The sequence below is a fragment of the Clostridioides sp. ZZV14-6387 genome, assembly GCF_020657835.1.
GTDB classification, from domain to species: Bacteria; Bacillota; Clostridia; order Peptostreptococcales; family Peptostreptococcaceae; genus Clostridioides; species Clostridioides difficile_A.
Genome location: NZ_JAGWCW010000046.1, coordinates 1 through 20977 on the forward strand (window position 1 = coordinate 1; position 20977 = coordinate 20977).

Consider the following 20977-nt stretch of genomic DNA (forward strand, 5'->3'; position numbering starts at 1 on the left):
GATGTTGTGATATCTAAAAAAAACTATGCTCTTGATGGTAACTATACTTTAAGTCTTACAGATGAACATTTATCAACTTTAAGTTTTAACTCTACAAATAATATAACTATAGAACTTAGTACTTATCAAGGGGGTAAGTTTTTAGATAAAACTGTTACATTTACAAAAGGAAACACTAAACCAAAATTAAATGTAGTTTCTTATAATTCCACTTCTGCAACATTTACAGCAATAGATATAGATAATAACTTGTCTAAAATAGAGTGGTTTATTGATGATGTATTAAAAGAAACAATAACAACAGATTTAACAGCAGAAAAAACCATCAACTATGAACTTACAGACAATGCAATACACACATTAAAAATAGTTGCTACAGATGCAGAAAATGCAACAGCAGAAAAAGTGTTAAGTATAAGCAAAGAGATAATGCCACTTCAATCTGATGCTAGTTTAAGTGATATATCAACTAAGCTAACAGAAATTGGAGAAGGATTTAAGAATGGTAAAACAAGTATTATAAACACTTTAGCATTAAAGAATATAGAAGCAAGTTTAAATAATACATTAGTTGAATTATCAGAAAAAATTAAAGCAAGTTTTGATAGTGGAGATGCTAGTATCGAGGATTTAACAAACAAATTAACACAGGCTAATAACACTATAGGTCAGTTAAATTCTAAATATAAAGTAGCTAGTGGTAGTAGTGTTGTTAATAGTTGTGTTAATAAATATGGGTTTTATCATGGAAGCGATTATCTATTCCTATTTCCTGGAGCCATTCAAATTAACGGACTTAATTTTGTTCCTAATATATTTTTTACTACTTTTGAATTAATTGATAGTGGTTATTTTCGTAAATTTTTTGTTTTTGCTTGTCGTGGTATTTTCACTCAGGATTTTGTAATTACTGCACATTATCACCGCTTAGAAACATATTTAAAAGATTTTAAAGTTGAAGGCGAAGTTCTTAAATTAAATGAACGTGATGTTTATATGGATAATAGAGGCATACAACTTCCTTGCCAAAGACAAGGTTCTTCTTTTAAGTGGCAAGCTATAAAATTTATTTAATAAATGAGGTGATAAAGTGAACAGAGCAAATAGAATTATATGTGACCAAACAGGTAAAATACTCTTGCAAACAGGAGAAGCAACAGGGGATATATTGGAGCATGATATAATAACACAGTTGCATTGTATTGATGTTCCATATGGAAGTATAGACTATGAAAAATATAGAATAATAGGTATAAATATAGAAACAAAAGAACCAATTTCAGAAGAAATTCCAGTATATGTAAATGAAGAAGAAAAAAGAATACAAGAGTTAGAAAACCAATTATTACTAAATGAAAATGAGAAAGTAGGAGGAATTTTATAATGAGTATAAATAATATTGTGGTAAGAATATTAGCAGAGAGGATTTTAAATGGAGGATTGAACCCTCTAAAAAATCGAGAATTTGAATTGGATGATGTAACTAATGCAGAGTACAGAAAAGCAGTAGAAGATTATATAATTAGAGAAATTGGAGTAGTAGAAGGAGCAGAACCAACAAAGTAGGTTCTTTTTTTATATAAATTAAAAATAATTTCCTTTTTTAGTTATATATTTTTTATTTTTATCTATAATAAAAAAATTCTATTAAAAGGAGATTAAAAAATGAAGAAAATAATTGTAATTTGCATTCTAGTTCTAATGTTAATTATACCTACTATGGGGGAGATATTTATAATGGTAGAAAATATAAAGCTAGAGGGGCTAGAACAAAACCCAACAAGTTGTTACATTTCTAATCCAGGGATTATGGGAGAAGCAAAATGCGATGCAGCATACTTTATTATAGCTGCAGATTTCGTTAACAATTTAAAGGTAAAATAATAAATTAATACATTTAAAGGACTTAGATAATTCTAGGTCCTTTTTAATACAACAATTAGGAGGAAATATGAATTTAACAATAGTTTTTTTAGCAACAAATATATTTATAAAATTAGTAATATTAGCAATAGCATTTGATACACTGTTAGGTTGCTTAAGAGCAATAAAAACACATCAGTTTAATTCAAGTTTTGGAATAAATGGAGGAATAAGAAAAGTTGCAATGATAGCATGTATATTTTTTCTAGCAGTAGTTGATATACTTACAAAGTTTAACTTTTTATTTATGTTGCCACAAGATTGGATTGATTTCTTGAGATTAAATCATCTTGGAATATCTGAATTTTTCTCTATTCTATTCATTTTGTATGAAAGTGTAAGTATATTAAAAAATATGTACTTATGTGGATTACCAGTTCCCAAAAAATTAAAGGAGAAAATAGGCAATTTACTAGATACAATGACAGACGAATTAAATATTAAGGGAGGTAATAAATAATGAAAATATGTATTACAGTAGGACACAGTATTTTAAAAAGTGGAGCATGCACTTCTGCTGATGGAGTAATTAACGAGTATCAATACAACAAATCTCTTGCACCAGTATTAGCAGATATATTTAGAAAAGAAGGGCATAAGGTAGATGTAATAATATGTCCCGAAAAGCAATTTAAAACTAAATCAGAAGAAAAGTCATATAAAATACCTAAGATTAATAGTGGAAACTATAACTTACTTATAGAGTTGCATTTAAATTCAAGTGGTGTAGGAGCTTTTGGAACAGAAGTATTTTACTATAGTGAAAAAGGGAAGGAATATGCGCAGAGGGTAGTAGATAAACTGTCTAAACCTTTCATAAGAAAAAAAGGAGATAAAGAAGTAGGTAATAGAGGTGCTAAATTAGATAAAAGTTTATATATCTTAAATAGCTCTAAACCTACTGCAATACTAATTGAAAGTTTTTTCTGTGATAGCAAAGAGGATTGTGAGAAAGCTAAGAAATTTGGGTATGAAGGTATTGCTAAGTTAATTGTAGAAGGGGTATTAAATAAAAATATAAATAATGAGGGAGTTAAACAGATGTACAAACATACAATAGTTTATGATGGAGAGGTTGACAAAATCCCTGCAACTGTAGTTGGTTGGGGTTATAATGATGGTAAAATATTAATATGTGATATAAAAGATTATGTACCAGGTCAGACACAAAATCTGTATATTGTAGGTGGAGGAGCATGTAATAAGATAGGGGCTATAACTAAAGAAAAATACACAATGATAAAGGGAAATGATAGATTTGATACACTTTATAAGGCATTAGATTTTATTAATAGATAAAGTAAATATTTTATATGAAATAATTATGAATATGGAAAAATATGTTTAATATAGTTATTAATAAGGTATAAAGTTTTATAAATAAAACGATAAGGGGTGGATAAGATGTTAATAAATGATAAGAGTTTTTATCCAAATAATATTTATCCAGCAATAGACTTTCTCAAGATAAAAAGACAATTAAAATCAATATACAAGAATGATTTATCAGATTGTGGAAGCATATGTATAATAGAAAGAAAAGACTATTCTATAAGTATAAATAGCATAGGTGAGATAAATATATATTATGATTCAAGATATGAAAATAAGATACAGAATGTAGTTGATGAGATTGAACAGTTATTCAAGTTTCAAGTTAAGAATTTTAGTGTATCAAAATTTAAGCATTGCTGATTAAGAAGGTAGCAACTATTTCCAGTTGCTACCTTTTCAAGTGTAGGTATATAGGAAAATAGGTATAGCCATTTATCAAATAGTACTGATAGTATAAAACATGAAAGAAATATATCTACATATATACCATAAGAAAGTATTCAGATTCTTTTTCATAAATAATTACAAACTCATATAAGATTTATTTTCTTAATCAGAGCATATCAAGTTCACAAAGATAAAGTGTGTCTAAAAGATTACAAATATAAATGTTTTTGTTGTTTTTTTATATAAACACCATCTATTTGTCCACTTATGCCTTTTCAATGACTAGTTATACAAAATGTATTGAAAATTATGAATATTAATATTATTATGAATATAGGTCGAATCTAGATATTAGGAGGTTTTTTATGAATACTTTGTGTGGTGGATGGTCAGATTTTAAAGTAGTAGAAAAAGAAAATTTAGAAATATTTAACGAGGCTATAGGAATGTTAAAAGGTGTTGATTATGAACCGCTTATTGTTTCTACTCAAATTGTAGCTGGGATGAATTATAGCTTTATTTGTAATGCTACTTTAGTTACAAAAAATCCAAGAAGTTTTTTAGCAGAGATTGTTGTTTTTAAACCTCTATCTTGCGAAGAAAACAATAAAGCAATGATTACTCATATTAATGAGATACATAATTATACACATACACACAGATAATAAAAAATATTAATCTAATGAGGAGTCACAAAATGAGACTAAATATAACTCAACAAAATACTATAGAGGTTGAAAATAGTAAAAAAGAAGATGTATATTTTGTAATAGTTGGCGAGGTTTTTTTTGAACGTCATGGTAATATATTCAATAACATCACAAACAACAATGTAGATAATTATGAAGTTGAAGTGTTGCCAACTGATAATATTAATTTAGAACTTAAAATAACATCCTCAAGAAATACAAATCGTGTTTATGTAATTGTTGAGGACAAGCAATACAATCATGGTGCAGTATTTTTAAATCCGACATTAAAAGAAGATAAATAGATTAAATTAAAGTAACTGTATCTGTAAAATGTAAATTTTATTAATACAGTTACTTTTATGTGATATAATAAAAAAATAGAAGTGTATTCGCAGTACACTTCTATATCTGTAACTAAGCATTCTCATGAGCGGGAGTGCTTTTTTCATTTCTCCAAACAACTTTGTTTGCTTCATCAATAATTATCAAATCAATCTTATTATCTTTCAATATTTCTGTTGCGGTACAAATAAGATTATCTAAGTCGAAACTTCGAGTTATCTCTAATTGTTTGTTATTTATTACTCTTTTTAGTATGTAAGCCTTGAAACACATTTATATCACCCCTTTGCACTAATATTTTGAGATTCTATGTATTTTTTTAAACAATTTGTTTACAAAGCATATATTATTATATCTTTATAATAATATATAATATAGATATGTAGTAAATGTATTTAACAATAATTTTATATAAATTTGTTACAAAATTCAAAAAGAAGATAGTATATTTAGTGTAAGAAAAACAAAAATATATAGAATAAAAATCTTAATTATGGGCATATATATAATAGTTATATAACTATTATATATAAATATCAAATATTAACAAATTTGATAAACTTATTGAAAAAATAGAAATTAACGTTTATAATCATAAGTATGAAAGCCAGTTTTACTTATTATCAAAAAACTGACTTGGAACGTTAAATATACTGAATTTAATATTTAATTCAGGATTATGTTATGAACACAATTAGAATATATTAGCATAACATAAAGTAATAATAGAGAAAGTATTAATATATCTGCGGATATATTATAGATCAAAAAAGATGCCAAATTTTGCACGCTCTATTATTTTAAAAGGCTCAGACGTCAGTGACGGAGAGCCTTTTATTATTATGATCCGAAGTTTAAAGCTTTGTATAAACCTTTGTGTATTGTGAAGTCGTTTGAGAAATCTATTTGAGAGGTTGGTCTTTTATGTTTAAATATCACATAGGTTTTAATTGTGTTTTTCTTTTTTCTTTTATCGTATTTAGGTGTTTTTATTATTTGCCCTATATATCCGTTTTCATATAATCGACCAAGCAATTCCTTGAAAAGAGATAAATCTTTATTAGGGACAGTTTCAGCAGCTATTTTTTGGAAGCTTTTAAGAGAAAAATTGGTTTTACCAAGTTTGCCCAGAATTGATGTAATATTACTTATAATGTCATCATTTACAAATCCAGCTAATTCATTTTTCATCTCTTCGATAAAATATGAAGAGGAATAATCTCTTAATAATAAGTCAACCTCTGAATACGAAAGTGTAGTGTTTTCCTGATATGTATCTTTAGCTTGCTTTAGAAATTGCAAGATGTCTCTAGGTTTATTTAAAGTGAATTCTAGAATATAATCCCAAGAATCTTTCTTTTTTATGTACTTTGGAAAGAGTGTATACCAAAGTTTCTCATCCTCATAATTGATTGTATTTGAAATAGAAAATCTTAGATTTACTAATTGTTTTAAATCGTCCATTCTGTTATCCCATTTTAGTTCAATACCACTATCTCTTTTTATCTTATTAAAATCTGGATCTAATATACGTGTTATGATGTCTGCTCTGACTAAAATAATTATTTTTATAGAAATATTATTTGCAAACAAATAATCATTTATTGAATTAGCAGATCTAAAGAGACCAGCCAATATATCAAAATCATTTTTTTCATATCTTAAAATATCATCTAGTCCATCTATGATTAAAAGGTGTCTAAAATCATTTAAATATAATAGTTTAAGATTTTCAAGAAGATATTCTGAGAATTCTACCATAGAATAAGTGTTAATATCCTTTCTCGAGATTCCAGTGTTAAGATTTAATTTAAAAATATCTTTTATGTTTAGTTCTAATGATGGCATAAAGTTTATTGTATTATTTATATTTTTATTTAGGATGATATTATTTTTAGTTAAAAAATTTATGATTTGATTAAAGCTTTCAACACAGGAAAAATCCAATATTTTATTAAGGAATTTATATATTTCTATAGTTAATGTTATATCCCAGTAAGATTTGAATCTTTGGCATCCATTAATTGATTTTAACCCAATATCAGAAAATGTTTTGAACTCAAAATTTTCTAGAGAGATTTGCTCAGCATATAAACTATCTGAGCTTTGAGCAATACTTCGAATTTTAGCACTATAAGCAGTCTTACCAACACCTTTATTTCCAATTAACATAAATTCATTTCCATTAATTAGCCTATCAACAATATTTCTTGGATCATAAAATGCATTTTCAAATATATTGGGTTCGCGTTTAAATTCAGTTTCTGCATCAGCAAAACCAAATTTATAATCTTTTAATTTAAGAACTTTGTTTGACAATAAAAAACCTTCTTTCTATATTTATATGTAATACTACTATTATACAATAAAAATATAATTATTAATATTAATACTGACAAAAACAACTATAATATTTTGGAAGTTATTGCTAAAATAAATAAAATTTGAATCGGAAAAAATAAGTTCTATGTAAGTATCAATTTAAAATAGAAGTATTGTTGAGATTAAAAAAGATGAAGAATAAATAAAAAGGTAGCACTTATATTAGTAGCTACCTTTTTATTGATGTGGATAAAACTGGGGATAACTTGTGGAAAACTTATATAAAAATTGTGGATAAAATATTTAACTGACATTTAACTGACAAAAGATAAAAAAATAAATGGTATAAATATTATAAAATGTTGAAAAATAGCCATATATATAAAATATAAGTAACACTAAAGATGTGTTAAGTTACATAGATAGCTATACAGAAGATATATGTATAGAAATTGTAAGGCGAAATGGAAAGATGTTAATGTATATAAAAAATCAAACAGAGAGAATGTGCATTGAAGCAGTAAAGGAAAATTATAAATCTCTCAAGTATGTAAAAGAACAATCTGAGAAAATATGTAGAGAAGCCTTAAAGCAGAATTGCAAGGCAAAGGAATATGTGAAGATTTATATTGAAGAATGTATATAAGATTTAGATAGGATTATTAATATTGAAAGATAAAAAAGATAAATAGAAGTACTTTATAATAATTGAGGCTTATACTATAATTAATTAAGCAGTGATATAAATTCACATGACGATTATATCAAAATGGAGATGAATTAATGGCAAAAATATATTTGGAAAATGAAAGCAAAACTAGAGAAATAGGATATAAATTAGGTAAACTCTTAAAAGAAGGTAGTGTTATCTGTTTAGTAGGAGATTTAGGGGCTGGGAAAACTACAATGACACAAAGTTTGGCAGATTCATTAGGCATAAAAGACTATATAACAAGTCCAACTTTTACTATAATAAATGAATATGAAGGCAAAGTACCTTTGTATCATTTTGATGTATATAGAATAGGTAGCAGTGATGAAATGTATGATATTGGATATGAGGAATATGTAAATTCAAATGGAATTTGCATAATTGAATGGGCTAATCTAATAGAAGATATACTTCCAAAAGAATATTTAAATATAGAATTAAAATATAAAGATGAAGGAAGAGAAATGATATTAACTCCAAAGGGAGAGTTTTACAAAGAGATAGTTGAGGAGTTGATTAAATAATGAAAATACTAGGTATGGATACATCTTCTATGGCAGCAAGTGTGTCAGTTGTAGAAGATGATAGCTTAATATGTGGGTTTACAGTAAATAACAAAAAAACTCATTCGCAAAAACTTATGCCAATGATAGAAAGTATGTTGAACATGAGTGATTTAAGTATAAAAGATATAGATTTATTAGCTATATGTATAGGTCCTGGCTCATTTACAGGTCTTAGAATAGGTATGGCTACAGTAAAAGCTATGGCTCATGTAAATAATATACCAATAATAGCAGTGAATTCTTTGGAATCCCTAGCAAATAACATGAATCTATGTGAGAGGAAGATATGTTGTATATTAGATGCACAGAAGAATCAAGTCTATTCAGCTAAATATAAACTTGAGAATGGAGAGCTAATAGAATTAGAGGGTGTTAATGTTGTAGAATTTGATACTTTATTAGAGGAAATAGTATCGAGTGATGAAGAATTTATAGTAGTTGGAGAAGCTGTATATAAATATAAAGATAGGTTAGAGAATGTAAAAAATATAAAAATACCTTCGCCAGTTAACAATGTGTCTAATGCAGGAAGTTTATGTTCTTTGGCATTAAGTAAATATAATAAAAATATAGATGTACATACTTGTTATACAATAAATCCTATGTATATCAGAAAATCTCAAGCTGAAGTACAATATGATGAAAAAATGAAGAGGCTAAATGATGAAAGATAATACAAAACTAATAGTAGATGATATAAAAATAGAAGAAATGACTATTAAAGATATAGATGAAGTTTTTGAAGTAGAAAAAAATTGTTTTGAAGATTATTGGTCAAAAGAATCTTTTAGAAAAGAGTTATCTAATGAAGTAGCAAGGTATATAGTAGCTAAACTAGATGGAAAAGTTGTTGGATATGTGGGAATTTGGCTTATACTTGATGAAGGGCATATAAATAATGTGGCTGTTCATAGTGACTATAGAGGTAAAAAAATAGGAGACAAGCTGATAAAAGGTATAGTTGATTTGTGCAAAGACAATAATATTGTGTCTATGACATTAGAAGTTAGAGCATCAAATAAAATAGCACAAAATCTATATAGAAAATATGGATTTAAAATGGGTGGAATAAGAAAAGAATACTACAGTGATAATAAAGAAGATGCAATTATAATGTGGAACCAATTAAAGGAGGTGTAGAGTTTATGAGTGATATAATAACATTAGCTATAGAAAGTAGTTGTGATGAAACAGCTGCATCAGTTTTAAAAAATGGTAGAGAAGTACTTTCAAACATAATCTCTACCCAAATAGAAACACATAAAAAGTTTGGCGGTGTAGTTCCAGAAGTAGCCTCAAGAAAACATGTGGAAAATATTGATATAGTTGTCCAGGAGGCTTTAGATAAAGCAAATATAGGATTTAATGATATAGACCATATTGCAGTTACATATGGACCTGGGTTAGTAGGAGCTTTACTAGTAGGCTTATCTTATGCTAAAGCACTTGCATATACTTTGAATATACCACTTGTAGGAGTAAATCACATAGAAGGTCATCTAAGTGCAAACTATATAGAGCATAAGGATTTGAAACCTCCTTTTATAACATTAATAGTATCTGGAGGTCATACCCACTTGGTTGAGGTTAAAGACTATGGTAAGTATGAAATCTTAGGAAAAACTAGAGATGATGCATCTGGAGAAGCATTTGATAAGATTTCAAGAGCGATGAATCTAGGCTATCCAGGAGGGCCTATTATTGATAATCTCGCCAAAAAAGGAAATAAGCATGCTATAGAGTTTCCAAGAGCATATTTAGAAGAAGATAGCTATGATTTTAGTTTTAGTGGATTAAAATCTTCTGTGTTAAACTATCTAAATGGAAAAAGAATGAAAAATGAGGAAATAGTAGTTGAAGATGTAGCAGCATCTTTTCAAGAGGCTGTGGTAGAAGTTTTATCTACTAAAGCACTAAAAGCAGCAAAAGATAAAGGCTACAATATTATAACTCTTTCTGGTGGAGTTGCTTCTAATTCAGGGCTCAGAGCTAAAATAACAGAGATTGCAAAAGATAGTGGTATCACTGTTAAATATCCGCCTTTAATTTTATGCACAGATAATGCAGCGATGATTGGGTGTGCAGGATATTATAATTTTATAAATGGTAAAACACATGATATGAGTTTAAATGCAGTTCCAAATTTAAAAATAAATCAGTAATATGAAATAAATTTATAAATATATTAAAGAATTGTTTCAGAAAAATAAATATAAGTAAAAATAAATACAATCAAAATAAATATAGTATATGTTAAAACTTGAAGTAAAACGATGTATAACCTTTATATTCTAATGAATTGCAATACATTTAGGATATAAAGTTTATCTTTGGTGTGAATTTACTTCAAGTTTAATTTTTTTGTAGAAAGATTATTTTAAAAAGTGGGTAATATACCCTTTTTTTCCCTTATTAAAAAGTTTTATACTAATTATAGAAAGATTAAGGAGGGGAAGAAATGAGTCAAAGTAAAGAAGACAAAATAAGAAGTATTTTAGAAGCAAAAAATATTAAGGCAAATTTTCAAGATAAAGAAAATTTAGATGAATTTAGTGAAAAAAAAGCAAGTAAAAGGGCTGATGATTTATTAAATGTATATTATAATACATTGTCTACAGCTGATATGGAATTTCCATATTGGTATAATAGAGAATATAGAAAATCAGATGGTGATATACCTGTAGTTAGAAGAGCTAAAGCTCTTAAATCTGCTTTTTCTCATATGACACCTAATATAATACCAGGCGAGAAGATAGTAATGCAAAAAACACGCCACTATAGAGGGTCATTCCCCATGCCTTGGGTAAGCGAGAGTTTCTTCGTAGCTCAAGGGGAACAAATGAAAGAAGAAGCAAATAAGTTAGCTAGTAACACAGCAGATGAACTTACAAAATTTGGTTCTGGTGGGGGAAATGTAACTGAGAGTTTTGGAAATGTTGTTTCAATAGCTGGTAAATTTGGAATGAGAAAAGAAGAAGTACCTGTACTTGTAAAAATGGCTAAGGAATGGGTTGGAAGATCAGTTGAAGATTTAGGCTTTCATTATGAGAAAATGATGCCAGATTATGATTTAAAAGAAAAATTAATGAGTACACTTATTTGTATGTTTGATTCAGGATATACACTTCCTCAAGGTAGAGAAGTTATAAACTATTTTTATCCTTTGAATTATGGGCTAGATGGAATCATAGAAATGGCAAAAGAATGTAAGAAAGCAGTTGCAGGAAACGCATCTGGAGATGGACTTATTGGAATGGACCGTCTATATTTCTATGAAGCAGTTGTCCAAGTTATTGAAGGTCTACAAACTTGGATTTTAAATTATGCAAAACATGCAAAATATTTAGAAAGTATAGAGAAAGATTTAGAAGCTAAAAAAGAATATTCAGATTTAGTGGAGATATTAGAGCACATTGCACACAAACAACCTCGTACATTTAGGGAAGCGCTTCAATTGACTTATACAATCCATATAGCATCAGTAAACGAAGATGCTATATCTGGTATGTCTATAGGGCGCTTTGGTCAAATCTTATATCCTTGGTATGAGCAAGATATAGAAAAAGGAATAATCACAAAAGAAGAAGTAATTGAATTATTAGAGCTTTATAGAATAAAGATTACTTGTATTGACTGTTTTGCTTCAGCAGGAGTAAATGGAGGAGTATTATCAGGAAATACATTTAACACATTATCTATAGGTGGGCTAAGAGAAGATGGCTCTACAGGAGCAAATGAATTAGAAGAATTACTATTAGAAGCAAGTATGAGATGTAGAACTCCTCAACCTAGTTTAACTATGTTGTATGATGAAAAACTTCCAGAAGATTTCTTGATGAAGGCTGTTGAATGTACAAAGCTTGGTTCTGGTTATCCAGCATGGGTAAACAACTCAAATGGGACAACTTTCATGATGAGACAATTTGGCGATGAGGGTATGACTGTTGAAGAAGCTAGAGCTTTTGCACTAGGCGGATGTCTAGAAACATCTCCAGGATGTTGGAAACAGTTAACTTTAAATGGGAAAACATATTCTATAGCAGGTGGAGCAGGGCAAACAGCTGGTTCTGGAGTGCATTTTTTAGCTAATCCTAAAATATTAGAACTTGTTCTTATGAATGGTAAAGACTACCGTATGAATGTGCAAGTATTTGAACCTCATAATAAACCTCTAGATACATATGAAGAGGTTGTAGAAGTATTTAAAGATTATTATAAACAAGCAATAAATGTCCTTGAAAGAGCAAATAATATTGAATTAGATATATGGAGAAAGTTTGATACTTCTGTAATAAATTCGCTATTAAAACCAGATTGTTTAGACAAGGGTCAACATATAGGAAACATGGGATACCGTTATAATGCGACATTAAATGTAGAAACTTGTGGTACTGTTACTATGGTTAATTCATTTGCTGCACTTAAAAAACTTGTATATGATGATAAAGAATTTACACTTGAAGAAATGAAAGAGGCTATTTTGAATAACTTTGGATTTAAAGATGCTTTAGAGGTTGGAAACTATTCTATGGCAGACCAAGTAAAAGTAGATAAAACTGGTAAATATGATGCTATCTACAAGGCCTGTCTTGATGCACCTAAATACGGAAATAATGATTTATATGCAGATAGCATTCTTAAAAACTATGAAGTATGGCTAGCAAAAGTGTGCGAAGAAGCACAATCTTTATATGCTAAAAAAATGTATCCTTGTCAAATATCTGTTTCTACACATGGACCACAAGGTGCTGCCACTTTAGCTACTCCAGATGGTAGACTAAGTGGAACAACATATTCAGATGGTTCAGTCTCTGCATATGCAGGAACTGATAAAAATGGTGTCTATGCATTATTTGAGTCTGCAACTATTTGGGACCAAGCAGTAGTTCAAAATTCTCAGATGAATTTAAAACTTCATCCAACAACAATTAAAGGACAACAAGGAACTAAAAAATTATTAGATTTAACAAGAAGTTATTTAAGAAAAGGTGGTTTCCATATTCAATACAATGTTGTGGATTCTAAAACATTAAAAGAGGCACAGAAAAATCCTGATAATTATCGTCAGTTGATGGTGCGTGTTGCTGGATTTACTCAATACTGGTGTGAATTAGGAAAACCAATACAGGATGAAGTAATTGCTAGAACAGAGTATGAAGGGGTGTAAAATATGAAAAAACATAGTGATTGTATGAATTTTTGTGCAGTAGATGCTACAAAAGGAATTTGTAGACTATCAAAACAAATGCTTAACTTAGATGATGAAGCTTGTGAAGAATTAAAAGTGATGCCAAAATGTAAAAATTGTAAAAATTTCGTTGATGTTAATGATGAAGGTATAGGCAAATGTGTTGGTCTTGAAAAGGAAGACTGGGTATATTCAACATTAAATGCAATTACTTGTGAAGGACATATGTTTAATGAGTAGACAAAATCAACTAGCAGGTATGATTTTTGATGTACAAAGCTTTTCAGTTCATGATGGACCAGGTTGCAGAACAACTGTATTTTTAAATGGATGTCCACTTAGTTGTAAATGGTGTGCAAATCCTGAAAGTTGGACTGTAAGACCCCATATGATGTTTAGTGAGTTATCTTGTAAATATGAAGATGGGTGTACTGTATGTCATGGTAAATGCAAAAAAGGTGCATTGAGTTTTAATCTTGATAATAAGCCAATTATAGATTGGAACATATGTAAAGACTGTGAAAGCTTTGAATGTGTCAACTCATGTTATTACAATGCGTTTAAGTTATGTGCGAAGCCTTATACTGTAGATGAACTTATAAGAGTAATTAAACGTGATTCTAATAATTGGAGAAGTAATGGAGGAGTAACATTTAGTGGAGGAGAACCACTACTTCAACATGAATTTTTACATGAAGTATTATTGAAATGTCATGAGATAAATGTACACACTGCTATTGAGACGAGTGCATGTGTTTCCAATGAAATTTTTAATAAAATATTTAAAGATATTGATTTTGCATTTATTGATATAAAGCATATGGATAGAGAAAAACACAAAGAGCAAACAGGTGTGTACAATGATTTAATCTTGGAAAATGTATCAAATCTTGCTAACTCTGACTGGAAAGGAAGATTGGTACTTAGAGTTCCAGTTATATCAGGATTTAATGATAGTACTGAAAATATAAGTGATATTATATCTTTTATGCACAAAAACAATTTGGTAGAGATTAACTTATTACCATTTCATAGGCTAGGAGAATCAAAGTGGATTCAATTAGGTAAGGAGTATGAGTATTCTGATAAGGGAGATGTTGATGAAGAGCATCTTGAAGAGTTACAAGATATATTTTTGGATAATGGTATAGCTTGTTATGTTGGTCATGAGACAGCTTTCTAAAAGTAAATAATATAAGGTTAATTAAAAAGGATGTTACACTAAAAGCTAGAGTGACATCCTTTTTATATAGTTTAAATTATGATTAGAAGATATATTACGTTTACTTTATTGTAGTAAATGTAATATGGTAAAGCATGAATATGAAAAAATTTAATAGAATCTATTTTATAAACAACTAAAATAAATTATCAATGAAAGGTACAAAAAGTATAGAGAGTATTATAGATGTCCGTTTTTTACAAGATTAAAATATGTACTATATGATACAATCAACTATACTATTTCAATAAGGTTTGTAATTTCTTTATTTATATAATATCCTATTGAAATCTATATAGTTTAATTTTATTTATAAGATATAAATAAAATATATGTATATCAAGGAGGTAATATGAAGTTTGTAAATGCTTTAATAGTGGTTAAAGATATTGAGAAATCAAAAAAGTTTTATTATGATGTTTTAGGATTAAATGTAACCTGTGATTTTGGAGAAAATGTTGTGTTAGAAGGTAATATATCATTACAAGAAAAAAAACTTTGGTTAGAGTTTATTAATAAGAATGATAATGAAGTACAATTCAATGGAAATGATGCAGAGTTATATTTTGAAGAAGAATATTTTGATACTTTTGTTGAAAGATTGAGTACAATGAAAGATATAAATTATATTCATCTGGTTGTAGAACATAGTTGGGGTCAAAGAGCAATTAGATTTTATGATTTAGATGGTCATATTATTGAGGTTGGGGAAACTATATCATCTGTATGTAGACGTTTTTTAGATAGTGGACTTTCAATGAATGAGGTGGCTAAAAGAATGGATGTAACTATTGAATATATTGAATCAGTTTTAAACTAGGTGATAGCTTATATTAAAATAAAGGCGTTAGCAAATCTATGCTTTCGCCTTTATTTATTATATTCTCTAAATAATCTATAAAATGTTATTGAATTTTTTCTCTAGAAATATATAATTTTGAATTCTCTGCTTTATCTTCAAACTCAATTCCCTTGTTTTTTTTCATAAATATGTATAGAGGGGCTATTAATAACATTGCTCCTAATCCTATTAAAACTCTATTTTGAGTTATAGGTTTTGCCATATCTTCTGCCCAAGCTTGTTGTAACAGCCATAAACTACCTAAAATAGCTACTATTGGTATAACTGGACCAAATGGAATCTTAAAAGAGCCTTGAATATCTGTTCTTTTTCTTAAAACTATTACTGACAAACAAGTTGGGATATACTGAGCAAATCTTGCAATTACGCTCATTACTGCAAGTTGTTCAAAACTTCCAGTCAATACAAGTGGTATACAACAAATTAAAGATATAATTATTGCTACATATGGAGCATCATATTTATTTGTTTTTCCTATAAATGCTGGAAGAGAACCTTCTTCTGCTAGAGAAGAACCACATTTAGGAGTTACTATTGAAGAACCTATATTTATACCAAATATAGATATTAATGTAGCTACAGATATAAATACCTTACCATAGTTACCTAAAAATACACTTGAAGCATCTGCAATTGGAATACTATTTTCAAAGAGTTTATCTCCAAGTATACCCATACAGACAACTTGAATTAAAATATAAATTATTGCACATATAAATATTGTAGTTATTAAGGCAATTGGAAGATTTTTTTTAGGGTTTTCCATTTCTCCACTTGCTACGATAAATGATTCAAATCCAGTAAATGCGTAAAATACCAATATGATAGCTGGTCCCATGCTAGAGTTAACTACGTTACCTGAAGGGGCAATATTTTCGAATTTTATAAAGAATATTCCGACTATTACAAAAACTATTAGTGGTACTAATTTAGCTATAGTTATTACATTATTCATTATCTTTGTACTTTTAATTCCAAATAAACTATTTATAGAAAGTAGTGTTACTAATACTGCTGCTATATAGCCCTTGTATTCAGTTGCAGCTTCTGGCCAAAATGAACCTAAAGCTGTTGCAAATCCTACTGCTAGAGTAGACCATGATATAATTCTTATAACCCAAGACATGGTACCAACTTCAAAGCCTATAAAATCTCCAAATGCTTTTTTGGAATATAGATATGCACCACCATTTTTATCAAACATACTTCCAACTTCTGCAAAACATAAAAGTATTGATAGAACTAAAATTGTAGCAAAAATGTATATAAATATACTGTTTTGACTTGCTAGGTTATAAACTTTACCTGGTAGTAAGAATATACCTGAACCTATTATACTATTAATTCCTAATAATATCATACTAAATAACCCTAATTTTTTAGCCTTTTCCATATTAATTTATCTCCTATTCTTTTATTAATTACTGTATTAATTAAAATATAAAGTATTCATTACATGCATCATAACACCTATTGGAAGACAATTCTCATCTATATTAAAGCTAGATGTATGTAGAGGTGAAATTAATCCCTTTTCTTCATTTTTACAGCCTAAATGAAAGAATGCTCCCTTGCAATGTTCTGTATAAAAAGAAAAATCTTCACCACCTAAAGAAGGGTTTGGTCTTAATATAAATTTTTCTTCTCCAAATAATTCTTTAGTACTTGAGATAACAGTATCTACTAATTCCTTTTCATTTATAACAGCTGGATAATTTTCATCACTTACATGCAATGTTCCAACACATCCAAATGCAGATGCAGTGTCTTCAACAATCTTAGATATCTTATCAATCATAAAGTTTCTTGTTTTGCCATTTAAAGTTCTTAAAGTGCCTTCTAGTTTTACATCTTCACATATTACATTGTGTGCATCACCACCATATATTTTACCTATAGTTAAAACAGCAGCATTATTTGGTTCTAAGTTTCTACTTATTATAGTTTGTAAGGATGTAACAATTTGTGATGCTGTAACTATTGCGTCAATACCATTTTCAGGGTATGCACCATGAGCTCTTTTGCCTTTAACATTTATCGTTATAGTGTCAACACTAGCATTTAATGTGTCATACTTTGTCTCAATAAATCCTGTCTCAATATGTGGCATAACATGAAGTCCAAATATATAATCAGCTTTAGGATTTTCTAGACATCCATCTTCAACTAAGAATTTTGCTCCTCCAAAGCCTTCTTCTGCTGGTTGAAATAAGAACTTTACATTTACGTTTAATCTATCTTTTATTGAATTTAAAACTTTACACGCTCCAAGTAGCATAGTTGTATGTGCATCATGACCACAAGCATGCATTTTTCCAGAATGTATTGATTTATAAGGTATATTATTTTCTTCTTCTATAGGAAGGGCATCCATATCCGCTCTTATACAAATAGTTTTATCTGCATTTTCTTTTAAAATATATGCCATAATCCCATTGTGTTTTGTAAATTCAATATAATCGATTCCTATTTCTTCTAAATAAGAAATGACTTTTTGCTTGGTAAGGTTTTCTTCAAGAGCCAATTCTGGAATTTTGTGCAATTCTCTTCTTACATTTATTAGCCAAGGTTTTATAGAATTACAATTTTCTATTACAAAATCTTTTTCTAATTCTTTAGTTTGATATTCTAATTTTAAAGCCTGTTGCATTTTTATTCCTCCAATTACTTTTTATTGTTTGGTTAATTATAGTAGCAATTATTGTGCCATAATTTTTAAGGAATAAATTTTGTTTTTTATAAGAATTTTGCAATAAAATAATCATTTGTTTGTTGACAAAATATAAAAATGATTATTTTATTGCAATTTTCCCAAAAAAGTATTGTTTTAAATAAGAATAAGCTTATATATTAGCCTATATAAAAATAATAGGAACTATTAAATTTATCCTATTCCTATTAATTCCTATTGATTACACATGAAATAATGTACTATATTTACACATTTGAAAAATAAAAAATCTATTGAGGAAGCATCTTGCACCTGAATAGATTTCTTTGTTTAATATATTATATGTTTACAAACTTTCATATTTTAATTTATTGTAGAAGTCTTCTCCTTGTTGAGTTATTTTACTTCCATATCTCCCTGAACCACAAATTATAAGTTCTTCTTTTTTCAGATATTCAAATATTTTTTTAATTTTACCTTCTGTGATTTGGATATTTTTATCTAGTAATGTCTTTAAAATTAGTCCTCTACCAATTCCAACATCTGATTCCTTATTTAAAATTAATATCTCAAGTATATTTAATATATCATTTTTATTATATTTTAATTTTAATGATGAATTTTTGTTATTTAAAGTTCTTAAATTGGGGGGTAAATCTTTTTCTAGTATAATATCATCACACATAATATTTAAATAAGATGTTACGTTTTGGAGTTCTCTTATATTACCTTTCCATGTATAGTTTTGTATAAGCTTTTTGGCCTCTGGTGTAATTACTAATTTCTTATTAATTAAATCTTCCATGATAATTAATATATCTTCTTTTCTTTCTCTTAGAGGAGGGATGTTTATTGGAATTGTATTTAATCTATAATATAAATCCTCCCTAAACTGGCTCTTATCAATCATTTGTTCTAAGTTCTTGTTTGTAGCAGATATGATTCTAACATCTATATTAATTACATTGTGAGAGCCAACTGGCATTATTTGTTTTTCTTGAAGAACTCGAAGTAGTTTTGTTTGCAATTCTAAAGGCATATCGCCTATTTCATCTAAGAAAATTGTCCCATTATTAGCAAGTTCGAATAATCCTTGCTTTCCATCTTTTAGACCTCCAGTAAAAGTTCCCTTATCATATCCAAATAACTGACTTTCTAGTAAATTCTCAGGGACAGCCGCACAATTTACTGCTATAAAGGGCTGATTTTTTCTATTTGAATTATTATGTATAGATTGAGCTATTAGTTCTTTACCAGTTCCACTTTCGCCTCTGATAAGTATACTTAGGTCAGACCTAGAAACTTTCTTAGCTAAATCTATACATTCAATCATCTTAGGGCTATTTGTTTTTATATCTTTAAATGTATATTTTGCTATTTGTCCCTTTTCCCTTAATTTCTTAGTAAGATTTTGTTCTAATTTTTTTATATATGTTATTTCTTGCAAACTATAGTATGTACCCATCTTTTCATCTCTATTGTATATATTTTTTTTATTTACATTTATATATTTTTTATTGAATATAATAACTTTGTCCAGTATTTCTTTTTCATTTAATAAAACCTTTAAACTATCTGTAAATATTTCTTCAATATGCTTTCCATATATATCTTCTTTTATGTCTAAGATGTCTTTTACTTTACTATTATATGTATTTATTTCACCATCTTTTGAAGTAAATAGTATGCCATCCTTTGACAAGTTTAATATTGTATCTAATTCTTCTATTTTTAAGAACAGTTCTTTATATTTATCTTTTATACCAGTATCCAGACTTATTATCTCCTCTGAATATTTTACTAGCTTAGATTGTATTTCTTTTGAATCAATTTGTAATAAGTTTATTATTTCTATAAAAGTTGATATATCTATATATCTATGGCCTAAATCAAATATATCTGAGATAAAGCTAGGTACTTTTTCTGGAACTCCTGGAGTTATAGCTATCTTTATATCTTTATAAGTATTGTCATTCATATATGGGATTGGTCTGATATTAGTTACTCCGATTTTATAAAACAAACTTATAGTTTCTAGAGTAGTTTCATCGGAATCATTTACGATTAGAGCATTTGTTCCCTGTGGTAAAGATAATAAATTATATATTTTATCTTCCTTAAAAGTTCTTCTTATCACAATAACTTTTTTCTTATCTAATATATTATTTATGATTTTATCTAATCTTTCTACTGACATTACTAATATCACATCATCACTTATAATGTCATTATCATTTATTTCATCTATAAAGTATCTGTTAATATTTATATAATCTCCAAAAACTAATTTTAAATTATTTTCTAAAAAATCTATTAAATCTTTTCTACTATCATTTACCAACGCAACTGATTTTTTCATTAACTTCTCCTTATATAATAGATAGCCTCTAATAAAATGCTTGTATAGGGCTATATAATTTTTATAATTTAAATTTATCAAATAAAAAAGAAAGTGTCTATCCATGACTTTATAAAAGTCACCTTAAGACACTTTCTTACTTATAATTAAATCTTGTCACCAAATCCCCCTAATTGTTGCTTAAAATTAAAACTGTATGTATATTTTTCATTTCTATTCGATTAAATTATAATATACACCTAAAAAATTTATTTTAATAAATTCTATTGATAAAATAATTTCATAAATATAGAATTGTATTAAAATAAATAATGTATGAAAATATATATGTATAAGTTTATTCTGCGTGAGTAGAATAGATTTGTCAAGATTAATTTAATAGTAATAGTGTCTTTT

23 protein-coding genes are annotated in these 20977 nt (G+C 27.9%); 18 read left to right on the forward strand and 5 right to left on the reverse strand.

Annotation, left to right across the window (positions count from 1 at the left end; translation table 11 throughout):
• The 9 genes from KGF38_RS19095 to KGF38_RS19135 form a co-directional block, all read left to right on the forward strand.
• Positions 1-1074: hypothetical protein (locus KGF38_RS19095; RefSeq protein ID WP_227832633.1), on the forward strand; the 1074-nt coding region annotated here is incomplete at its 5' end.
• A 16-nt stretch (positions 1075-1090) separates the two neighbouring features.
• Positions 1091-1384, forward strand: a complete 294-nt coding sequence (locus tag KGF38_RS19100; protein ID WP_227832634.1) for a hypothetical protein — start codon at positions 1091-1093, stop codon at positions 1382-1384.
• Entirely contained in the window at positions 1384-1566 is a 183-nt protein-coding gene (locus KGF38_RS19105; RefSeq protein ID WP_227832635.1) for a hypothetical protein, read from the forward strand. The genes KGF38_RS19100 and KGF38_RS19105 overlap by 1 nt, the downstream gene beginning before the upstream one ends.
• Before the next feature lie 99 nt (positions 1567-1665).
• Positions 1666-1884 carry a hypothetical protein gene (locus tag KGF38_RS19110; RefSeq protein WP_009894435.1) on the forward strand — a complete coding sequence of 73 codons (219 nt, stop codon included), beginning with the start codon at positions 1666-1668 and terminating at the stop codon, positions 1882-1884.
• Positions 1885-1951: 67 nt separating this feature from the next.
• Complete coding sequence (locus KGF38_RS19115) at positions 1952-2383, forward strand: phage holin family protein (RefSeq protein WP_009894433.1); 432 nt, start codon at positions 1952-1954, stop codon at positions 2381-2383.
• Complete coding sequence (locus KGF38_RS19120) at positions 2383-3222, forward strand: N-acetylmuramoyl-L-alanine amidase (protein WP_227832636.1); 840 nt, start codon at positions 2383-2385, stop codon at positions 3220-3222. Before KGF38_RS19115 ends, KGF38_RS19120 begins: the two co-directional genes overlap by 1 nt.
• 105 nt (positions 3223-3327) lie before the next feature.
• On the forward strand, positions 3328-3618 hold the full coding sequence (locus KGF38_RS19125; RefSeq protein WP_074178034.1) for a hypothetical protein: 291 nt from the start codon (positions 3328-3330) through the stop codon (positions 3616-3618).
• Positions 3619-4010: 392 nt separating this feature from the next.
• On the forward strand, positions 4011-4310 hold the full coding sequence (locus KGF38_RS19130) for a hypothetical protein (RefSeq protein WP_074179568.1): 300 nt from the start codon (positions 4011-4013) through the stop codon (positions 4308-4310).
• A 32-nt stretch (positions 4311-4342) separates the two neighbouring features.
• A complete protein-coding gene (locus tag KGF38_RS19135; RefSeq protein WP_074179569.1) occupies positions 4343-4639 on the forward strand; it encodes a hypothetical protein in 297 nt (98 codons plus the stop codon).
• 112 nt (positions 4640-4751) lie between these two features.
• On the opposite strand, the gene KGF38_RS19140 is transcribed toward KGF38_RS19135, so the two are convergent.
• Together KGF38_RS19140 and KGF38_RS19145 are read right to left on the reverse strand one after the other, a co-directional pair.
• Positions 4752-4952 (reverse strand): hypothetical protein, encoded by a 201-nt coding sequence (locus KGF38_RS19140; protein ID WP_176702440.1) that lies wholly within the window; start codon positions 4950-4952, stop codon positions 4752-4754.
• A gap of 567 nt (positions 4953-5519) precedes the next feature.
• Positions 5520-6998 (reverse strand): P-loop ATPase, Sll1717 family, encoded by a 1479-nt coding sequence (locus tag KGF38_RS19145; protein ID WP_074178119.1) that lies wholly within the window; start codon positions 6996-6998, stop codon positions 5520-5522.
• Between the two features lie 409 nt (positions 6999-7407).
• On the opposite strand from KGF38_RS19145, the gene KGF38_RS19150 reads away from it, so the two are divergent.
• The 9 genes from KGF38_RS19150 to KGF38_RS19190 all read left to right on the forward strand — a co-directional run bounded on the left by KGF38_RS19150 (position 7408) and on the right by KGF38_RS19190 (position 15509).
• A complete protein-coding gene (locus KGF38_RS19150; protein ID WP_227832637.1) occupies positions 7408-7647 on the forward strand; it encodes a hypothetical protein in 240 nt (79 codons plus the stop codon).
• 137 nt (positions 7648-7784) lie between these two features.
• A complete protein-coding gene (tsaE, locus tag KGF38_RS19155) occupies positions 7785-8237 on the forward strand; it encodes a tRNA (adenosine(37)-N6)-threonylcarbamoyltransferase complex ATPase subunit type 1 TsaE (RefSeq protein WP_054268726.1) in 453 nt (150 codons plus the stop codon).
• Complete coding sequence (tsaB, locus tag KGF38_RS19160; protein ID WP_054275593.1) at positions 8237-8953, forward strand: tRNA (adenosine(37)-N6)-threonylcarbamoyltransferase complex dimerization subunit type 1 TsaB; 717 nt, start codon at positions 8237-8239, stop codon at positions 8951-8953. The genes tsaE and tsaB overlap by 1 nt, the downstream gene beginning before the upstream one ends.
• Positions 8943-9419, forward strand: a complete 477-nt coding sequence (gene rimI, locus KGF38_RS19165; protein WP_054268728.1) for a ribosomal protein S18-alanine N-acetyltransferase — start codon at positions 8943-8945, stop codon at positions 9417-9419. Before tsaB ends, rimI begins: the two co-directional genes overlap by 11 nt.
• Positions 9420-9424: 5 nt before the next feature.
• Positions 9425-10441 carry a tRNA (adenosine(37)-N6)-threonylcarbamoyltransferase complex transferase subunit TsaD gene (gene tsaD / locus KGF38_RS19170; protein WP_074178118.1) on the forward strand — a complete coding sequence of 339 codons (1017 nt, stop codon included), beginning with the start codon at positions 9425-9427 and terminating at the stop codon, positions 10439-10441.
• A gap of 296 nt (positions 10442-10737) precedes the next feature.
• Positions 10738-13446: a 4-hydroxyphenylacetate decarboxylase large subunit gene (gene hpdB, locus KGF38_RS19175; RefSeq protein WP_074178117.1), complete on the forward strand. Its 2709-nt coding sequence runs from the start codon at positions 10738-10740 to the stop codon at positions 13444-13446.
• A 3-nt stretch (positions 13447-13449) separates the two neighbouring features.
• A complete protein-coding gene (hpdC, locus tag KGF38_RS19180; protein WP_054275595.1) occupies positions 13450-13707 on the forward strand; it encodes a 4-hydroxyphenylacetate decarboxylase small subunit in 258 nt (85 codons plus the stop codon).
• Positions 13700-14650, forward strand: a complete 951-nt coding sequence (gene hpdA, locus KGF38_RS19185; protein WP_074178116.1) for a 4-hydroxyphenylacetate decarboxylase activase — start codon at positions 13700-13702, stop codon at positions 14648-14650. The genes hpdC and hpdA overlap by 8 nt, the downstream gene beginning before the upstream one ends.
• Before the next feature lie 391 nt (positions 14651-15041).
• Positions 15042-15509 carry a VOC family protein gene (locus tag KGF38_RS19190; protein ID WP_074178115.1) on the forward strand — a complete coding sequence of 156 codons (468 nt, stop codon included), beginning with the start codon at positions 15042-15044 and terminating at the stop codon, positions 15507-15509.
• Between the two features lie 85 nt (positions 15510-15594).
• Here KGF38_RS19190 and KGF38_RS19195 read toward each other — a convergent pair whose 3' ends face one another.
• The 3 genes from KGF38_RS19195 to KGF38_RS19205 form a co-directional block, all read right to left on the reverse strand.
• Entirely contained in the window at positions 15595-16944 is a 1350-nt protein-coding gene (locus KGF38_RS19195; RefSeq protein ID WP_074178114.1) for an APC family permease, read from the reverse strand.
• 36 nt (positions 16945-16980) lie between these two features.
• Entirely contained in the window at positions 16981-18201 is a 1221-nt protein-coding gene (locus KGF38_RS19200) for a M20 metallopeptidase family protein (RefSeq protein WP_074178113.1), read from the reverse strand.
• A 367-nt stretch (positions 18202-18568) separates the two neighbouring features.
• On the reverse strand, positions 18569-20581 hold the full coding sequence (locus tag KGF38_RS19205) for a sigma-54 interaction domain-containing protein (RefSeq protein WP_075050850.1): 2013 nt from the start codon (positions 20579-20581) through the stop codon (positions 18569-18571).
• Positions 20582-20977 lie beyond the last annotated feature (396 nt).

What these genes read in the sequence shown, in the direction of transcription:
- hpdC (WP_054275595.1), top strand. Translation starts at nt 13,450, where the DNA reads ATGAAAAAACATAGTGATTGTATGAATTTTTGTGCAGTAGATGCTACA.
- KGF38_RS19120 (WP_227832636.1), top strand. Translation starts at nt 2,383, where the DNA reads ATGAAAATATGTATTACAGTAGGACACAGTATTTTAAAAAGTGGAGCA.
- tsaD (WP_074178118.1), top strand. Translation starts at nt 9,425, where the DNA reads ATGAGTGATATAATAACATTAGCTATAGAAAGTAGTTGTGATGAAACA.
- tsaB (WP_054275593.1), top strand. Translation starts at nt 8,237, where the DNA reads ATGAAAATACTAGGTATGGATACATCTTCTATGGCAGCAAGTGTGTCA.
- KGF38_RS19125 (WP_074178034.1), top strand. Translation starts at nt 3,328, where the DNA reads ATGTTAATAAATGATAAGAGTTTTTATCCAAATAATATTTATCCAGCA.
- rimI (WP_054268728.1), top strand. Translation starts at nt 8,943, where the DNA reads ATGAAAGATAATACAAAACTAATAGTAGATGATATAAAAATAGAAGAA.
- KGF38_RS19140 (WP_176702440.1), bottom strand. Translation starts at nt 4,952, where the DNA reads ATGTGTTTCAAGGCTTACATACTAAAAAGAGTAATAAATAACAAACAA.
- hpdA (WP_074178116.1), top strand. Translation starts at nt 13,700, where the DNA reads ATGAGTAGACAAAATCAACTAGCAGGTATGATTTTTGATGTACAAAGC.
- KGF38_RS19105 (WP_227832635.1), top strand. Translation starts at nt 1,384, where the DNA reads ATGAGTATAAATAATATTGTGGTAAGAATATTAGCAGAGAGGATTTTA.
- KGF38_RS19115 (WP_009894433.1), top strand. Translation starts at nt 1,952, where the DNA reads ATGAATTTAACAATAGTTTTTTTAGCAACAAATATATTTATAAAATTA.
- KGF38_RS19195 (WP_074178114.1), bottom strand. Translation starts at nt 16,944, where the DNA reads ATGGAAAAGGCTAAAAAATTAGGGTTATTTAGTATGATATTATTAGGA.
- KGF38_RS19135 (WP_074179569.1), top strand. Translation starts at nt 4,343, where the DNA reads ATGAGACTAAATATAACTCAACAAAATACTATAGAGGTTGAAAATAGT.
- tsaE (WP_054268726.1), top strand. Translation starts at nt 7,785, where the DNA reads ATGGCAAAAATATATTTGGAAAATGAAAGCAAAACTAGAGAAATAGGA.
- KGF38_RS19200 (WP_074178113.1), bottom strand. Translation starts at nt 18,201, where the DNA reads ATGCAACAGGCTTTAAAATTAGAATATCAAACTAAAGAATTAGAAAAA.
- KGF38_RS19110 (WP_009894435.1), top strand. Translation starts at nt 1,666, where the DNA reads ATGAAGAAAATAATTGTAATTTGCATTCTAGTTCTAATGTTAATTATA.
- KGF38_RS19190 (WP_074178115.1), top strand. Translation starts at nt 15,042, where the DNA reads ATGAAGTTTGTAAATGCTTTAATAGTGGTTAAAGATATTGAGAAATCA.
- KGF38_RS19205 (WP_075050850.1), bottom strand. Translation starts at nt 20,581, where the DNA reads ATGAAAAAATCAGTTGCGTTGGTAAATGATAGTAGAAAAGATTTAATA.
- hpdB (WP_074178117.1), top strand. Translation starts at nt 10,738, where the DNA reads ATGAGTCAAAGTAAAGAAGACAAAATAAGAAGTATTTTAGAAGCAAAA.
- KGF38_RS19130 (WP_074179568.1), top strand. Translation starts at nt 4,011, where the DNA reads ATGAATACTTTGTGTGGTGGATGGTCAGATTTTAAAGTAGTAGAAAAA.